Genomic DNA, 16,797 nt, shown 5'->3' on the forward strand with positions numbered 1-16,797 from the left:
TATCTAAAGATGTAGTTTTAAAATACATTGATTATTACTTATGATAGTTCCTCTACATCATTCCAATCAGTGAAAGTAAATATACTTAATAACTGAGGTTCAAAGCATGGACTCAACAGGTAAGGTTCAAACTGTGAACTCGTCCTGGTCTCTTCCACTGCCGTTGAAAGAGTATGCAATGAGCCGAGTAACTGTCTACTATTATAGCGACAGATGGGTTCCAATCAAATATTGTTCTTTGGAAAAGGCAATTTTGCTTCACCAAAAGGCAAGAAGAGAAGGCAAGGAAATTTTTTTATTTCCTGCTAATATAGACCCTAATCAATTCTCAAACTCTTTTAACTGAAATGCATTGAGGTAGACTATCTTTCCAACATCTTGGCAACAAATTATTCAGCTATAGAGGCGTACATATATATGTACGCCTCTAATTGTAAATGTGGTTAGAAATGTGTGCCAACTTGAAAGCCAAAGGTGTGGCGATCGCTATAATATACAACTGCATTAGGTGGCCTAAAGGCTGTATTTACATATATTTCATCAAAGATATTACTGCTTAGTACTACGATTGCTAAGTCCAAATATATACGTAATAAAAGTTGTTTGAGCTACTAAGATTCCGAGCGCTGTACCACCAAGTGCTACCCTAGCTTGAAAACTTCCAAGCTCATCAAGCTTTTGGGTTTCAATAAATGTTGTGCGTTCGAAATTGAATTGCCATCTTGCTGCTTCTGAGTTGCCAAGATAACTCAGAGGTAGACTTAGAATATAACCAAGAACCGTAAATGCTAAAGCTGTAGGAATAGTCAGCTTCAAATTTTGAAATATTAATGAGCGCATGGAAAAAAATTAGCTAAATTTAAAGTTTTTGCAACAATTTTAATAGTTAAAAATACTAGCCAAAGGTTGAACTTTAGTATTTTGAAAGTTGCAGATAAATTTATTCTAGTATCAAACCAAACCAGAACGCAGTGCGACAACTGCTGCTTGCACGCGATCGTCTACTGCTAATTTATTCATAATCCCTCGGACATGAGTTTTGATGGTATTGGGACTAAGATAGAGCTTTTCGGCAATTTCTGGGTTGCTCAATCCATCTACCATCAGCTTTAACACTTCTAACTCGCGCCCTGATAAGTTGGCGGTGTTGGTGGTGGGTGAAGGCGGTTTGAGATTGTCAATTACTCGCCGCGCAATTTGGGGATCGAGATAGGCTGCACCATCAACTGCGGCTGCGATCGCACTTAACAATCTTTCCACACTTGCACCTTTGATACAATATGCATCTGCACCGCTAGATAGTGCCGCAATAATTTCTGTCTCCGTTTGATGAGATGTCAGCATCACTACATGAGTTGCTGGTAGCGCCGCCTTAATTTGCTGTGTCGCGGCAATACCATCCAATCGCGGCAACCCAATATCCATAACCACCAAATCAGGCTTCAGTTGCAGTGCGGCTTGAACTCCTAAATAACCATCTTCAGCTTGTCCAACAATCTCTAACTGAGGATGAGCCATTAACGATTGCTCTAATCCCAATTGCATCATCGGATCGTCTTCGACAATTAACACGCGCAAGGGCGGAGCATTGACGGGTAAATTTAAGGGATAGCGAGTATCTAAAGACATTTTTATTAATTATTTGTCATTTGTCATTTGTCATTTGTCATTTGTCATTTGTCATTTGTCATTTGTCATTAGTTATTAGTCTTTTGGCTTTTGTTTTTTGCTTTTTTCACCTGCCAATAACCAATGACAATACAACTCTTAGAGAGGCTGCGTCAACGGCTTACCTCGACTTTGCTCGGTACAAGTCGCTCAGTACAAGTTACCAATGACCAATGACCAATGACCAATGACAAATGACCAATTATTATTCTTCCACGCGATAGCCTAACTCTGCTAAACTAATCCGCGACTGTCGCCATTTTGGCTGGACTTTCACAAATAATTCTAGATAAACTTTGCCAGCGATTAATTTTTGGATTTGTTCGCGGGCTTCACTACCAATAGCTTTAAGCATTGCTCCACCTTTGCCAATGAGTATGCCTTTTTGGGAATCACGCTCGACGTTGATGGTAGCAAGTACACGGGTAATGCTGGGAGTTTCTTCTACTAGGTCAATGGCGATCGCTACTGAATGGGGTACTTCTTCACGAGTCAATAATAAAATTTGTTCTCGGATCAATTCACCCATAATAAAGCGTTCTGGCTGGTCAGTTACCAAGTCTGGAGGATAATATAATGGCCCAATTTCTAAATGTTTAATTAATAATTCTTGAAGTTGCGGTAATCCGGTACTAGTCTTGGCAGAAAATTTCACGATTTCCCATTCATGAGACTGGGCCATCTGAGCGTAGCTATCATCTAGAAACTGCGAATCAGCCGGTTGTTGGTCGGTTTTGTTCATACTCAGAATTACTGGTGTTTTACTGCGACTGAGCAATTCAGCAATGTAGCGATCGCCCGATCCACAAGCTACAGATCCATCTACCACAAATAACACTACATCTACCGATTCAATGGCAATTTTGGCATTTTGCACCAATACTTCGCCCAATTGATGATGGGGCTTATGAATTCCTGGCGTATCTACAAATATTAACTGCGCCTCTGGCGTAGTTAGTACACCGCGCAAACGGTTACGTGTAGTTTGTGCTACTGGTGATGTAATGGCAATTTTTTGTCCTACTAACTGATTCATCAAAGTAGATTTACCGACATTTGGACGACCAACAATGCCGATAAAACCTGATTTGAATTCAGGAGGAGCCTGGGGAATTGTTACTTCTTCTGAAAAAGAGAAAGTGTAATTTTCAATACTAGTCACCTTTGGCTCCACCCTCATATTTTCTAGCTGGGATAACTTGGTTTTTTCTTAGACACAAAACAAGCATAAAATTACCCTGGCATTTTTAGGGTTTGCTTTTGCCGAGGTTTAATCTACTACTTGCTCTACACTTATATTTTACAGCTGAGATAACCTTAGTTGTAGTATTCAGGAGTCAGAATTCAGTAGTCAGAATATTAAAAAAATTAAACTCAAAGTTTACCTCATTTCATCGCCGATCGTACTAAACCCACATAAATTTTGACTTTTAGCTCAAGAGTTGCTGAATTTTTAGACTTTGTTTTGTTTTTAGATCCAAAAGAAACATAAAATTACTTTGGCATTAACAGAGAGGACTTTTGCTTGAGTTTAATCTACTGCTAACTTTGGCTTAAGTTTCATCGACTACTTAACGTATACATTTGGATCAAAATGTCAATAAAAAATGTGGGAGAACCCAAACGCATAGGAATTCTTACGAGTGGAGGTGATTGTTCTGGTTTAAATGCTGTGATTAGGGCTGTAGTAAATTGTGCTGTAAATACTTACGGCTGGGAGGTTTTAGGAATTCGTCAAGCGACTCTAGGATTAATGGCGCGTCCGCCGCAATTTACCAACCTGGAAGTTGACCGAGTTGACTCATTGTTAACTGCGGGTGGCACAATGTTGGGGACGACCAATAAAGGCGACCCTTTTGCTTTTCCGATGGCGGATGGAAGTTTATGCGATCGCTCCGAAGAAATTATTGCAGGTTATCATGAACTAGGTTTAGACGCTTTGATTGGTATCGGCGGCGATGGTAGCTTGGCAATTTTGCGTCGCCTAGCTCAACAAGGTGGTATTAATTTAGTAGGTATTCCCAAAACCATTGATAACGATATTGGCGTTACCGAACACGCCATCGGTTTTGATACAGCAGTCAATATTGCCACGGAAGCACTAGACAGGTTACATTTTACTGCTGCAAGTCATAGCCGAGTCATGATTTTGGAAGTAATGGGTCGTGATGCTGGACACATAGCAATAGCTGCGGGAATTGCGGGGGGAGCGAATGTAATTTTAATTCCCGAAATTCCTTACACAGTTGAGCATATTTGCCACAAAATCAAAGAACGCCAAGAGAAAGGCAAAAACTATTGTTTGATAATTGTTTCTGAAGCGGTTCGTACCCACGATGGGGAAAATGTGACGATTACAAACCGCTTAGGTCAATCTCGATATGGCGGAATTGGTGAATATTTGGCAGATAAAATTATTGAACACATCGGTGTAGAAACACGAGTTACAGTTTTAGGACACATTCAACGCGGTGGAACTGCTTCACCACTAGATAGATTAGTTGCAACAGCTTTTGGTGTTGCAGCCGTTAATCTAATTGCAGAGGGTAAATACGATCGCATGGTAACATGGCAAAATCGCCAAGTATTAAGTGTACCAATTATAGAAGCGATCGCTCAATATAGCGCTGTCGATCCCAATGGTACTTTAGTTAAAACCGCTCGTGGTATGGGTATTTATTTGGGAGACTGAATATACATGGTACAGGCACAGCATAGCTGTGCCTATCAAAGTACAAAGTTTAGTAGAAGATGTAAATGACGCGGGAATTTTACCACTGGGGAAATAAAATACAGATGCAATAACTTCTTCATCTGCGCGATCGCACAATAATTACTGAGACCATTTCAGATTAATATAATCATAATATTATGTCTGTTAATCTTGTGAGTTTTGATAATGTTTGTTAGCTGTGGTTGGAACAGCAACAAAGTAGTTGAAGTTAAATTGATTTTCAAAAAGCGATCGTACTTCTTTACAAAATAAAAATGCGTAGACGCAACGCGGCTGGACTTACTGACAGTCAAGCTGGTAAAGTAATTTCCGCACAGGAAGTTAGGGCAAAATTAAGAAATTACACCAGTATAAAATGAATAGCGATCGCCATGTCAAAACACCAAAACGCGATTGCATTTATAATTGAATTTATAACCTAAGTTTAGAGTAAGAAAGACAAATTATGAAAAGTGAACAGGAACGCGAACAATTAATTAAAGAGATTAACGTACTGTTAAATCAAGCTTATGATAGTACTTTAGATGAGATTTACGCACTACTTCAAACAATCGAAGAAGAAGAAGAAGAAGAAGATTTAAAAGCCTACGACAAAGCAAAAAAAGAAGCTAATCTTGATAATTCAGTGTCATGGGAAGAAGCTAAAAAAGAACTAAAGACAGGAATAAACAAGGAAGTGGCGTGAGTTATAAAGTTGAAATATCGAGGGGTGCATTGAAGCAACTTAAAAAAATCCCGTCAGAACTTCAAGAACGTATACAAATTAAAATTGATGATTTAGCTACAGAACCACGTCCGAATAAAGTTAAAAAGCTAAAAGGGAAAGAAAATGCTTATAGAATTAGAGTAGGTGACTATCGCGTTATCTATGATATTTTCGACGATATTCTAATGGTAAATGTTGTGGAAGTCGGACATCGTAAAAATATTTATAAAGATGAAAGTTGAGAAGCAAGAAAAACTTAGAGCGATCGCACTCCACAAACCCAAACGCGATCGCATTAACTTATTGCTCCTATCTTAATTACGAACTGCTATTCCCTAACTAACAATTCCCAAGACAAACTCACCTTCATTAACAGCTTGATTGGTTGCGACATCATAAACTAATCCATCATGTTGAGCGCAGACATCAATTACACTAGGTAGTTGACCTTCTTTATTAAAACTGAGAATTTGATACAGCTTGTCTCCAGCTTTGACTGTACTACCTAATGCTATTCTCGATTGAATCATCCCACCTGCGATCGCATAATATTTTTTTCGGTTGCTACTAGATGCAAAAGTCATCTCATGGGTTTTTGTGTCACCTGATAAATCAGACATTTGTAGGACACCTTTTTGTGCTAAATAATTTTTTACACCCCGTACACCTTTAGCAACTGAATCAGGATTCATTTGCATTCCTGAGCCTAATTCTAGTGTCCAAGCTTCCACATCAAACTTGATTTCTCTACCCAACTCTTTAAAACAAGCTTCCAGCGCTAACCAAGGTTTGATAAAAGCTTCATCAAAAGCATCACCATCGTATTTATTAAGCAAGATTCCAAAATCGAGTAGAAAGTGTTTTGCACTGTCTTCTCGATTTCGGAAGTAATAAAGGTAGTCTAACGCTTGATTTGTAGAACTATGTAAATCAATTAAGTAGTCTGCATCTAAACTCAGGTTTTGTAACTTGTAGCCAAAAAGCTCAGTGTATGGCACTGCACTAGGAGAATTAATTTTTTCTAAAATTTTTATAAATTGTTGCTTAATTATAGTTAGATAATTTTGTCGAATGACCTCTAGATCGATATGAAGTTGAGATTTAGTAAAAGCTACTAAATCATCAGCTTCTTTTTCGTAGTCCCAAAATATGCGATTCCAGTCTTTAGCTTCGTAAATGCAGTAACGTCCAGGCGAAAAATGATGAGCGCGTTCATTCGTCCCCATTGGATTACAAACGGGAACTAGCCAAATTTCTCCAGTTAAATCTGTATCATTTATTGTTAAGAAAAACTCAATTAGCTGGTGAATAACGGCATTACCAGCAATTTCTGCACCGTGCAGATTAGATTGAATGTAAACCTTTTTACCAGGTTGAGCGCCGATGAATTTGTATAGTTGTAAAGATAGGCGATCGCCCGAAGCCATTTGACGTAATACAATAGTCTCAATAACTGGCTGCATAAAATAATTCGCTGATAATTTGAGTACATTATCGCTGTATCTGTACTGAATTAAAACTCAATCTTCCTCTCTGTGCCTCTGCGTGAATTACCCAAATTAAGCTAGCATCAATTTACCCAGTAACCAGCACAGCAGCAATGGCAACAAATTGGTTGCGAATCACCCATCAAGGCGAAACAATCCAACTTTCTTGGCAACGCGGATATGAAAATCCTCGCCTGGCCCCAGCAGTCTCCTTTCAACAACCCTTCGATGAAGAAAACGCGGCTGAATTGCGCTGGTATTTAGAAGATTATTTACAGTTTCCTTACGGTATTTTTCCTGATAACGCTGTAAAAATCGAACAAAAGTTACAGCACTGGGGACAACAGCTATTTGAGCTAGTATTTCGCAGCACAGAAAAAGGAAGAGAGTTTTTTCAAGAAGCCACACGGCAAGGACTCGATAAATGCGAACTGGGCATCATTTCCGATAACGCCAACGTGCTGAATTTACCTTGGGAATTGCTGTATTCCCTCGACTATCAATTTCTTGCACCTTCACTGGCGGGGATGTATCGCAGTCTCAGCACTCAGGGCGTAAAAGCACCATTGCCACCAATGCCCGATGACCAACTGAATATTTTATTAGTTATTGCCCGCCCTTATGACGAGCAAGACGTAAATTTTAAAACCATTGCCCGTCCTTTGCTGGCGGCGTTGCAACCGATACGTCAGCGAGTCAACTTGAAAGTATTGCGTCCCCCTAGCTTGAAAGCGTTTGAAGCAGAACTCCAGGCAAATAAAGGTTTTTACCATATCGTCCATTTTGATGGACATGGGAATTTTGACAGCGATATTCAAGGAGTTTTAGTCTTTGAAGATGAGCAGGGAAACGAGCAACTTGTTAGTGCCAGAGACATTGCCCAATATTTAACAGATTGTCGCGTGCCGATTTTTGTGCTGAATGCTTGTAAGTCTGGGCAAGTAGGCGAAGAAGCCTTTTCCTCTGTGGCGGGACAGTTGGTGAAATTGGGAGCAAAGGGTGTAGTAGCGATGGCGTATTCAGTTTACGCCAAAGGTGCAGAACACTTTATTGGGCGGTTGTATGGGGAATTAGTCAAGGGAGAGTGTATCGCCACAGCCGTTGCATCTGGGCGCAAGTCCATGTCTATTGAAAAAATGCGCCCCAGTCCGAAAGGAAATTTACCTTTACAAGATTGGCTTGTGCCAGTGTTGTATCAGCAGGAACCCTATACGCCTTTTGTTCCTCAAAAGACAGCACCCAGTTTTGCTGATTTGATGGCGCAAGCAGACAATACGCCAGCAAGCAGCAAAGCTGTGGGTTTACCTGATGAAAGCGCTTATGGTTTTATTGGGCGAGATTATGAGATTTTGCGTTTAGAGAGAGCATTTCGGCAAAATCATCTGGTGCTGGTGCAAGGAATGGGCGGTGTTGGTAAAACTGAGTTAGTCGCAGGTTTCGCCCGGTGGTTGGATGATACTCAAGGACGCGAACATATTTTTTTCACTTCCTTTGAACAGGGTGCGGGGTTGAGTCAGGTAATTAACCAAATTGGTAGGGCGTTGGGCGGTGAGAGATTTTCCCAAATGATGCCAGAACAGCAAGAGGCTGTGGTGCAGCAATATTTGCAAACTCATCCTTGCTTGTTGATTTGGGATAACTTTGAACCTGTCAACGGTTTCCCTACGGGGAATGAACCATTATTGAGTGGGGAAGAGAGAAACAAGCTGAAGCGGTTTCTGAAGGAATTGCGGGGTGGGAAATCTTGGGTATTAATTACCAGTCGCCGCGAAGAACCTTGGCTAGATTGTGTATATAGTTTAATCAATTTGCGGGGATTATCTCAAGCCGATGCCCAAGAGTTAGCCGCGAAGATTTTGCAAACGGTGGGTGTAGAGAGAAAAAACCTGCCAGCAGAGTATTTGGAATTGTTGAAATTGTTGGGGGGACATCCGTTGTCTTTGCGGGTGGTGTTACCGCATTTAAAGATGCAGACACCAAGTCAGATAATTGAAGCCTTGTGGCGGGGGTTGGATACTTTTCAGGGAGTGGAGAAGGAAGGTAGGGATAAGTCGCTGACGGTGTCGTTGGATTATTCGTTTGCGAAGTTGTCAGAGAAGGCGCGGCGACATTTACCGTTTTTGGCTTTGTTTTCGGAACGGGTGAATGCAAATTTGCTGCATAATTTTTCAGCCAATCCAGATAATGAGTATGGACAAACTTATAAGGCTGTGTTTGGAGAAAACTTGCAAAAAGCTGATTGGTTGCAGCTGCTTAATGAAGCCGCCACCGCAGGTATTATAGAAGATTTGGATTATGAAACTATCTATAAAATTCACCCTGCATTACCTTGGTATTTGCGCCAACAGTTAAACTTAGTAGCTTTTCAGGAAGTGAGTAACGAACTCGAAAAAAAGTTGCTGATTTTTTACGCTTATTTGGCTGCTCACTACGATAAGGAACTCATCAGCAACGCTGAACTAGCAACATTAGTGCTGCAAGTCGAAGAACCAAATCTGTTGCAAAACCTGCGCCTAGCCGAACAGCAACAGGAATGGGCTAATGCACAATGGATTTTGCAAGCTTTGGGAAACGTGTATCAGCGTATCGGGCGCAAACCCGAATTTAAGCCACTGGAGCAACGGGCGTTAAAGCAAATAGGTATGCTCTTAGCAGATGTAAAAGCAAAAGGTAAAGATGCTTTTGATTTGTGGATGTATTTGCGGGTTAACGAAGCTAATGAGGCGGTGCATAGTACTGATTTAGTTGGTGCAAGGAAAATTTATCAAGAAATTCTCGATGAATTAATAGCTTTAAATGATTCCTCAGTGAATGACAAAATTGCTGTTGCTTATCACCAACTAGGCATAGTATCCCAAGAGCAAAGGCAGTTTGATGTCGCTGTTGATTACTACCACAAAGCACTGAAGATATATAATGATGCTGGGCATCTGTACTCTGCTGCCAGTGAATATCACCAACTGGGCATGATAGCCCAAGAGCAGAAGCAATTTGATGTCGCTGTTGATTACTACCACAAGGCGCTGAATATAAAAGAAGATGCCGGGGATTTGTACTCTGCTGCTAGTGACTATCACCAACTAGGCTTATTAGCCCAAAAGCAGAGGCAGTTTGATGTCGCTGTTGATTACTACCACAAGGCATTGAAGATATATGAAGATGCTGGGGATTTGTACTCTGCTGCTAGAGAATATCACCAACTAGGCAGAGTAGCACAAGATCATAGGCAGTTTAGTGTGGCTGTTGAATATTACCATAAGGCGCTGAAGATATTTGAAGATGCTGAGAATTTGTACCATGCTGCCACAGTTTATCATTCGCTGGGCAATGTCGCCCATTTTCAACAGCAATTTGATGTGGCTGTTGAATATTACCATAAGGCGCTGAAGATATTTGAAGATGCTGGGAATTTGTACCATGCTGCTATTGACAATCACCAACTGGGCATGGTGTACAAAGAGCAAAGGCGGTTTGATGTGGCAATTAACTATTATCAAAAAGCCTGGGAAGTTTATCAGCAATTCAGGGATTGGTATTGGGCTTCACAAATATTGAGTCAATGGGGAACGGTTTTAGAAGCTCAAGAAAATTACGCTGAGGCTTTGCCAATTTACATTCGTGCTTTAGCCATTGACCTAGAACATAATCAAGATTGGATTGGTTTAGATATCAATGCTTTAGCTCGTATACTCCAGCAGTTAGGGGAAAGCCAGTTTCAAGTTATTTGGCGCGAGGCGACGGGTGAAGAGTGCGCGGGTAAGGTGCGTGAGGCAATTTGGCAGGCGTGGGATGGGCTAGATTGATTTAGATCCCCGACTTCTTAAAGAAGTCGGGGATCTGGCAGCACCTCAAATAAGTTTTGCTTAAGTATTACGAGCGATCGCACAGAGCGCACTACCCTAAAGAGCGATCGCATAAGCTTTTGTCAAAAAGTTGTAACCTTAAGCCTTAATGTCGTAACCTTAAGCCTTAATCTTACAATGCTGGTGATTAATGTTGTAACGTTAAGCCTTAAGGTTATAGCGTTAAGCCTTAAGGTTATAAGGTTAAGCCTTAAGGTTATAGCATTAAGCCTTAATGTTATAACCTTAAGACTTAATGTTGTAATGTTGGTGACGACAAGACATTCACTTATAACTGCGATCGTTGATTCAGGTACTATTTTGCAGCCAGTTCCATCCTTTGAGTCACAGCCAGAGAAGCCGAAAAGACAAACAAAAATCAAAGCTTTGCAAGACTGGTTTGAAAAAACACAACCTACACCTTCTGATTTTGACCCAGACTAAGCCAGATGGGAAGCTTTAAAGGAGAAACATAATCTGTGAAATTGCCTGAAATATTATTTAATTATATATAGATGAGGAAAAGCAATATGCAAGCCTACAAGCTGAACGCCACAATTGACGAATCCGGTCATTTAATTATTGACGAACCTCTAAATATTGCTCCTGGAAAAGTGGAAGTGATTATTTTGCAGCCAGTTCCATCCTTGGAAACTTCTACTGAGTCACAGCCAGAAAAGCCGAGAAGAAAGTCTAAAGTCAAAGCATTTGAAGGGTTATTTGAAAATGCCCCACCCACACCACCAGACTTTGACCCAGACCAAGCCCGATGGGAAGCTTTAAAGGAGAAACATAATCTGTGAGAATCTTGTTAGACACCAACATCATTGTAGATGATGCCCTTGAGCGTGAACCTTTTCTAGAAGCAAGCGAACAAGTGTTGGTGCTAGTTGAACAAGGACAGGTAGAAGGTTATATTTCCGCCTCAACTTTTAGTGATTTGTATTACATCATCCGTAGGGCAAGAGGTCGAGAGTGGACACTTACTTATTTAAGGCAATTGGTCAACTTCTGCCAAGTCGCCATCGTAGACAGTACTACAATCAACATGGCACTAAACCTTAATTTTAGAGATTTTGAAGACGCTATTCAATACAGCAGTGCGGTACTCAATCACTTAGATGCTATTATCACTCGCAACCCTAGAGATTTTCCAGTTGCTACTCCCAGAATTATCACACCTGAAGAATTGATTCAGGAACTAACAAATACTCCATAAATAATTAAGTTAAATATATATGAATGCCCAATTAACCCCTGTCGAAATCCAAGAACTTCAGCAACTTCTGCCAAACGACACCCCAGCGCAACATGCACTTACTACCCTGCAACAACACAACGGCAATCTAGAAACCAGTTTTGATGCACTCTGGCAAGAGAAAGTCGGCAAAACAGATTATAGTCGGGGCAAAAAATCTCTCTTACAACTCACCCTCGACGAAATCCGCGCGGAAATCTGTGGTGATGATGGTTTACGGGGCAAAATCAAAGAATACACTAATAACCCTGGTAGTGCTTCTTTGTTTAACAGTGTTATTGGCTCACTGGTAGCTGTTGCAGCAGTACATGGCATCCCGATTGATGGAGCGATCGCCACAATTGTCGTATTATATATTTTAAAAATCGGAATAAATGTTTTGTGCAAATACACTGAGCCAGATAACAAATAACGAGCAAGGAAAAAATAATAACTCCTAACTCCTAACTCCTAACTCCTAACTTCTCTCACGTTCCCGGTAAATTTCGCAACCGCTCATCCAAATGAGTACGGTCTGCCAAAACCTTTAATAGCGGCCCATGCGAACTAAATTCTACAATACTGACCGAAGCAACAGGGCATCCCAAACGAAAACGAAAGCGTCCCACATCAACCCCTAGTAAACTACACAGAATAATTCTGATAGTTGCCTTATGTGAAACCACTAAAACATTGCCACTAGTGTAATTTTGCTTGATTTCTTCAATTACCTGCAAGGCACGATAAGCAATTGTAACTGCCATTTCTCCACCATTAGGCGCATTCCAAGCGGGATCTGCTGACCAGCGAATATAATCATCGTGATATTCACGACTAATTACTTCTGGCGTTTTTCCTTCCCACAAGCCATAATTGATTTCCTTCAAACCATCCCTAAGTTGTGGTTCTATCCCTATTGCTTCATACAAAGGTTTTGCTGTTAATACAGTTCGCTGCATTGGACTACAAAATATTGCTGTCCAATTCATGGAACTATATGTATCTGCAAAAGCCTTTGCCATCTCCAAGCCTTCTGGAGTAAGTTCTGAATTTATAGAACCGCAAAAGGAATTATTGCGGCTGCATTCTGTCTGTCCGTGACGCAGGAAATAAAGAGTTAGGTTCACCGTATATTCTCATCGATTGTGAATTTAAAAGCGCTAACTATCAGATGTAGCTGAAGATAGTTAATGCCTGTGGTATATTACTACAATTTTTGAGATTTAAATTGAAAAATAATTCAGAAGCCAGAATGGGCTAAACCTTAGCTATCCGCTAACAGGAGTCAGAATCAAGACGTTTGCGGACTCGAAGGAGCTGCGCTATCAGTCGGGAATTCAAGTTTTGAAACCCCCATTCCCTTGTAGGGAAGGGGGGCTAGGGGGTTAAGTTTCCGAGGCTTTGATGTTATGAAAAATACTTGTTCATTCATCCTCTTAGCTACGCTCGTCGTAGACATTGCCAGTATTGCTTTTTAATAATTATAAAAATAAATTAAGCATAGATATAGAGACGTAATTAATTACGTCTCTATAAAATTTCTGTCAATCAAGCTAGTCCTTTATCTTTCCAACCCTTGCTAAGAATAGAATAAAGGTGCATAGCATTGAATGTTTAGCATTTCGTAATTTTTTCTTGCAAAAATGGAATGCACCCCATTTATATCCCTAGAGTTTCTGCAAAAAAAATCATGAATTACTAGTCAATGTTTTTCTTTACATTATCTTTCACGTCTTCAATTCCGTGACGTACTTCACTTTCAGCTTGCTTTGCTTTACCTTCAGCTTTATCTTCTGGATCTCCAGTGACGTTTCCTAATGCTTCTTGGGCTTTACCTTCAACATTTTTAGCAGCAGCCTTTGCGCGATCTTCTATGCTCATTTTGATACTCCTGATTTAATTAAAAACTAATTTCAAAGCTATAAACTAACTTTGAAACTCTTTGTTATTACCTTTACACAGTAACTTAAAGTTTTTGCTAAAGCCTTCTACCACAAGGCAGATTCAATAATTCGTAATTCGTAATTCGTAATTCGTAATTAAAAAAGTGAGTTTTAGTAAGCGTTCTGGCTGTTAGTTGAATATAAAATAAAGTAAAATAAAGTGAGAATAGTTTAGTTACCTATGCTAAAAGACATAGAACAAATGCCACAGATGGTAATTTTTACTTTTTAAATAAAAAAACCCAGTTTCCTATAGAAAATGGGTTAATAAAGTTATGGGGATGTTTTTTTGTTTAATCTAGAAAACCCATCAGGTTTTCAGAATTGTCAATCTCATTTGATGCTATCGGACGATTACCGAATGTCGAATAGCTTTCATCAATTACCAATGAACTTGAGGCAATTGGACGAATTCCAGAGAGATTCATACTTTCAACAATTTGGAATTTATTAGCACCAATTGGGCGAATACCCATTGCGTTATAGGTTTCAACTACTTCCAAACTACTGGTGCTAACAGGACGCACCCCAGAAATTGAAAGGTGTTCAGCAACTTCTAAGTCGCTAGCGCCTATGGGGCGAATTCCAGAAATGGCGAGTGTTCCAGAAGCTCCTACTGGCAGTTCATTAACTTCCTCGGCTTTATCTGCATTCAAGCTCTGGTCTTGTTGATTTTCAACTTCCTGTGTAGACTTGGCATACTTCTGCCGAGAACTGGTTGCTTTGCCAGTGTTGCTAATAGTCATAAACGAACACCTCTAGTTTGTTAACTGAATTTTACAATAATTAAGGAAAGATGAAATTTTTTCCCATATACCTTAGAGTTTAACCTTAAAAAACCTCATATAGATATAAGAATCTTTAAAACTAATACATAAGTAAATTTAAAGCAATAATTTTTGTAAATAATTATTACTATTTATTTGCTCTAATAAGCCAGCTACAATAGATACAGAGCGGAATTGTCACCATGAAATAGGGTATTTACAGCAAAACTGTATGACAGAATTTTGTCTTCAAGCTCCCTTTAGTCCCACAGGCGATCAACCACAAGCGATCGCTAAACTTTCTGCTAGTATCCAATCAGGCAATCGTTACCAAACTTTACTAGGAGCCACTGGAACTGGCAAAACATTTTCCGTAGCAGCAGTTATTGAGAAAATTGGCAAGCCGACTTTAGTACTGGCGCATAATAAAACCCTGGCTGCACAGCTTTGTAACGAGTTGCGGGATTTCTTCCCCAATAACGCAGTCGAGTATTTTGTCAGCTACTACGATTATTATCAGCCAGAAGCGTATATTCCCGTCACCGATACTTATATTGAAAAAACGGCGGCAATTAATGATGAAATAGATATGTTGCGGCATTCGGCAACGCGATCGCTTTTTGAACGTCGTGATGTCATTGTCGTTGCTTCCATCAGTTGCATCTACGGTTTAGGAATGCCGTCAGAATATCTGAAAGCTGCCATCCCTCTTCAGATAGGTATGGAAGTAAATCAGCGTCAAATCTTACGAGATTTGGCAAACGTTCAATATAGCCGTAACGACATCGAAATGGGTCGGGGAAAATTTCGCGTCCGGGGTGATGTTTTAGAAATTGGCCCAGCTTATGAAGACCGAATTATTCGCGTCGAATTCTTTGGTGATGAAATTGACGCAATTCGTTATATCGATCCGGTGACAGGTGAAATTCTCAAAAGTTTGGAAGCCGTAAATGTTTACCCTGCACGTCACTTTGTCACCCCAGAAGAACGCTTAGAAGTAGCTTGTAATGACATTGCAGCCGAGTTAAAACAGCAAAAACTAGACTTAGAACAAGCAGGGAAACTATTAGAAGCGCAACGCATAGATCAACGTACACGCTATGACTTGGAAATGCTGCGCGAAGTCGGTTACTGTAACGGTGTCGAGAACTATTCCCGTCACTTAGCAGGAAGACAAGCTGGAGAACCACCAGAATGTTTAATTGATTATTTTCCCAAAGATTGGCTATTAGTTATTGATGAATCTCACGTTACCGTGCCACAAATTCGCGGCATGTATAATGGCGACCAAGCGAGAAAAAAAGTTTTAATTGAACATGGATTTCGGCTTCCTAGTGCTGCTGATAACCGTCCTTTAAAAGCCGAGGAATTCTGGCAAAAAGTAAATCAGTGTATTTTTGTATCAGCAACTCCCGGAAATTGGGAATTAGAAGTTTCTGAAGACCATATAGTTGAACAAGTAATTCGACCAACTGGGGTGATCGATCCAGAAATTTCTGTGCGTCCCACAGAAGGACAAATTGATGATTTGTTAGGCGAAATTAAAGATAGAGCCGACCGCCATGAACGAGTCTTGATTACTACATTAACTAAGCGGATGGCGGAAGATTTAACCGAATATTTGCAAGACCACGGTATCAGGGTACGATATTTACATTCCGAAATTACTTCTATTGAGCGCATCGAAATTTTGCAGAATTTGCGCGAGGGAAATTTTGATGTATTAGTTGGTGTGAATTTGCTGCGGGAAGGTTTGGATTTACCTGAAGTTTCTTTAGTGGCAATTATGGATGCAGATAAAGAAGGTTTCTTACGAACCGAGCGTTCCTTAATTCAAACTATTGGTAGAGCCGCGCGTCACATTCAGGGACAAGCAATTTTGTATGCCGATAATCTGACAGGTAGCATGATTAAAGCTATTGATGAAACAGACAGGCGGCGTGGTATTCAAACAGCACATAATCGACTGCATGGAATTACACCACAACCGATTGTGAAAAAATCAAGTAATGCGATTTTGGCTTTTTTAGATGTATCTCGGCGGTTAAATGCAACTGATTTAAAAGTTGTAGATGAACATCTAGATGAACTGCCATTAGAACAGATTCCCCAATTGATTACTCTGTTAGAAGCGCAGATGAAAGAAGCGGCGAAGAAACTAGAATTTGAAGAGGCGGCAAAATTGCGCGATCGCATTAAGCATCTGCGAGATAAAATGCTAGGACGTTAACGTGAATCTTCTGCTCATGAATCAGCAATTGCCCGCGCAGATAGGTTATCGCTTGGGTGGCAAAGCGCTCAACTTGCCACCAAAAAGCGATAATGGATCAGATCCCATTTACGTTTTAAGAGTGTGGTAGCTATGACTGAGTTACTTGAACGTGCGTAGGCGTAGCCCGTCGTAGACATCGCT

General features: G+C 40.3%; 16 protein-coding genes. 9 read left to right on the top strand and 7 right to left on the bottom strand.

Features of this window, described 5'->3' with window-relative positions; genetic code table 11:
* Nucleotides 1-549: 549 nt before the first annotated feature.
* From RM049_RS28595 to era, 3 genes are all read right to left on the bottom strand, one after another.
* Complete coding sequence (locus RM049_RS28595; protein ID WP_322706584.1) at nucleotides 550-840, bottom strand: hypothetical protein; 291 nt, start codon at nucleotides 838-840, stop codon at nucleotides 550-552.
* A 111-nt stretch (nucleotides 841-951) separates the two neighbouring features.
* The gene (locus tag RM049_RS28600; RefSeq protein ID WP_104908984.1) at nucleotides 952-1,629 is read right to left on the bottom strand and encodes a response regulator; all 678 of its coding nucleotides are present in this window, start codon (nucleotides 1,627-1,629) and stop codon (nucleotides 952-954) included.
* A 244-nt stretch (nucleotides 1,630-1,873) separates the two neighbouring features.
* Nucleotides 1,874-2,848: a GTPase Era gene (gene era, locus RM049_RS28605; RefSeq protein ID WP_322706585.1), complete on the bottom strand. Its 975-nt coding sequence runs from the start codon at nucleotides 2,846-2,848 to the stop codon at nucleotides 1,874-1,876.
* A 429-nt stretch (nucleotides 2,849-3,277) separates the two neighbouring features.
* On the opposite strand from era, the gene RM049_RS28610 reads away from it, so the two are divergent.
* The 3 genes from RM049_RS28610 (at nucleotide 3,278) to RM049_RS28620 (ending at nucleotide 5,350) form a co-directional block, all read left to right on the top strand.
* Nucleotides 3,278-4,360 carry an ATP-dependent 6-phosphofructokinase gene (locus RM049_RS28610; RefSeq protein ID WP_322683863.1) on the top strand — a complete coding sequence of 361 codons (1,083 nt, stop codon included), beginning with the start codon at nucleotides 3,278-3,280 and terminating at the stop codon, nucleotides 4,358-4,360.
* Nucleotides 4,361-4,847: 487 nt separating this feature from the next.
* A complete protein-coding gene (locus RM049_RS28615; protein ID WP_322673447.1) occupies nucleotides 4,848-5,087 on the top strand; it encodes a hypothetical protein in 240 nt (79 codons plus the stop codon).
* Nucleotides 5,084-5,350, top strand: coding sequence for a type II toxin-antitoxin system RelE/ParE family toxin (locus tag RM049_RS28620; RefSeq protein ID WP_322673446.1), 267 nt, complete (start codon nucleotides 5,084-5,086; stop codon nucleotides 5,348-5,350). The genes RM049_RS28615 and RM049_RS28620 overlap by 4 nt, the downstream gene beginning before the upstream one ends.
* Before the next feature lie 93 nt (nucleotides 5,351-5,443).
* Here RM049_RS28620 and RM049_RS28625 read toward each other — a convergent pair whose 3' ends face one another.
* On the bottom strand, nucleotides 5,444-6,571 hold the full coding sequence (locus tag RM049_RS28625) for a succinylglutamate desuccinylase/aspartoacylase family protein (protein WP_322706586.1): 1,128 nt from the start codon (nucleotides 6,569-6,571) through the stop codon (nucleotides 5,444-5,446).
* A 137-nt stretch (nucleotides 6,572-6,708) separates the two neighbouring features.
* On the opposite strand from RM049_RS28625, the gene RM049_RS28630 reads away from it, so the two are divergent.
* From RM049_RS28630 to RM049_RS28650, 5 genes are all read left to right on the top strand, one after another.
* Nucleotides 6,709-10,398: a tetratricopeptide repeat protein gene (locus tag RM049_RS28630; RefSeq protein ID WP_322706587.1), complete on the top strand. Its 3,690-nt coding sequence runs from the start codon at nucleotides 6,709-6,711 to the stop codon at nucleotides 10,396-10,398.
* Between the two features lie 309 nt (nucleotides 10,399-10,707).
* Entirely contained in the window at nucleotides 10,708-10,881 is a 174-nt protein-coding gene (locus tag RM049_RS28635; protein ID WP_322706588.1) for a hypothetical protein, read from the top strand.
* Between the two features lie 86 nt (nucleotides 10,882-10,967).
* Complete coding sequence (locus tag RM049_RS28640) at nucleotides 10,968-11,240, top strand: hypothetical protein (RefSeq protein WP_251959623.1); 273 nt, start codon at nucleotides 10,968-10,970, stop codon at nucleotides 11,238-11,240.
* The gene (locus RM049_RS28645; RefSeq protein WP_322706589.1) at nucleotides 11,237-11,656 is read left to right on the top strand and encodes a PIN domain-containing protein; all 420 of its coding nucleotides are present in this window, start codon (nucleotides 11,237-11,239) and stop codon (nucleotides 11,654-11,656) included. Before RM049_RS28640 ends, RM049_RS28645 begins: the two co-directional genes overlap by 4 nt.
* Before the next feature lie 19 nt (nucleotides 11,657-11,675).
* Nucleotides 11,676-12,107, top strand: a complete 432-nt coding sequence (locus tag RM049_RS28650; RefSeq protein WP_322706590.1) for a hypothetical protein — start codon at nucleotides 11,676-11,678, stop codon at nucleotides 12,105-12,107.
* A gap of 55 nt (nucleotides 12,108-12,162) precedes the next feature.
* On the opposite strand, the gene RM049_RS28655 is transcribed toward RM049_RS28650, so the two are convergent.
* From RM049_RS28655 to RM049_RS28665, 3 genes are all read right to left on the bottom strand, one after another.
* Entirely contained in the window at nucleotides 12,163-12,801 is a 639-nt protein-coding gene (locus RM049_RS28655) for a histidine phosphatase family protein (protein ID WP_322706591.1), read from the bottom strand.
* Nucleotides 12,802-13,372: 571 nt separating this feature from the next.
* Nucleotides 13,373-13,555 (bottom strand): CsbD family protein, encoded by a 183-nt coding sequence (locus RM049_RS28660; protein ID WP_100900626.1) that lies wholly within the window; start codon nucleotides 13,553-13,555, stop codon nucleotides 13,373-13,375.
* Between the two features lie 355 nt (nucleotides 13,556-13,910).
* Nucleotides 13,911-14,363, bottom strand: a complete 453-nt coding sequence (locus RM049_RS28665) for a hypothetical protein (RefSeq protein WP_322688898.1) — start codon at nucleotides 14,361-14,363, stop codon at nucleotides 13,911-13,913.
* 253 nt (nucleotides 14,364-14,616) lie between these two features.
* Between RM049_RS28665 and uvrB the strand changes: the two genes are divergently transcribed.
* Nucleotides 14,617-16,614 carry an excinuclease ABC subunit UvrB gene (uvrB, locus tag RM049_RS28670; RefSeq protein ID WP_322702024.1) on the top strand — a complete coding sequence of 666 codons (1,998 nt, stop codon included), beginning with the start codon at nucleotides 14,617-14,619 and terminating at the stop codon, nucleotides 16,612-16,614.
* The last annotated feature ends 183 nt before the right edge of the window (nucleotides 16,615-16,797 follow it).

The organism is Nostoc sp. DedQUE04, from assembly GCF_034530995.1.
Lineage (GTDB): Bacteria > Cyanobacteriota > Cyanobacteriia > Cyanobacteriales > Nostocaceae > Nostoc.

What these genes read in the sequence shown, in the direction of transcription:
- RM049_RS28595 (WP_322706584.1), bottom strand. Translation starts at nt 840, where the DNA reads ATGCGCTCATTAATATTTCAAAATTTGAAGCTGACTATTCCTACAGCT.
- RM049_RS28600 (WP_104908984.1), bottom strand. Translation starts at nt 1,629, where the DNA reads ATGTCTTTAGATACTCGCTATCCCTTAAATTTACCCGTCAATGCTCCG.
- era (WP_322706585.1), bottom strand. Translation starts at nt 2,848, where the DNA reads ATGAGGGTGGAGCCAAAGGTGACTAGTATTGAAAATTACACTTTCTCT.
- RM049_RS28615 (WP_322673447.1), top strand. Translation starts at nt 4,848, where the DNA reads ATGAAAAGTGAACAGGAACGCGAACAATTAATTAAAGAGATTAACGTA.
- RM049_RS28625 (WP_322706586.1), bottom strand. Translation starts at nt 6,571, where the DNA reads ATGCAGCCAGTTATTGAGACTATTGTATTACGTCAAATGGCTTCGGGC.
- RM049_RS28630 (WP_322706587.1), top strand. Translation starts at nt 6,709, where the DNA reads ATGGCAACAAATTGGTTGCGAATCACCCATCAAGGCGAAACAATCCAA.
- RM049_RS28640 (WP_251959623.1), top strand. Translation starts at nt 10,968, where the DNA reads ATGCAAGCCTACAAGCTGAACGCCACAATTGACGAATCCGGTCATTTA.
- RM049_RS28650 (WP_322706590.1), top strand. Translation starts at nt 11,676, where the DNA reads ATGAATGCCCAATTAACCCCTGTCGAAATCCAAGAACTTCAGCAACTT.
- RM049_RS28660 (WP_100900626.1), bottom strand. Translation starts at nt 13,555, where the DNA reads ATGAGCATAGAAGATCGCGCAAAGGCTGCTGCTAAAAATGTTGAAGGT.
- RM049_RS28665 (WP_322688898.1), bottom strand. Translation starts at nt 14,363, where the DNA reads ATGACTATTAGCAACACTGGCAAAGCAACCAGTTCTCGGCAGAAGTAT.
- uvrB (WP_322702024.1), top strand. Translation starts at nt 14,617, where the DNA reads ATGACAGAATTTTGTCTTCAAGCTCCCTTTAGTCCCACAGGCGATCAA.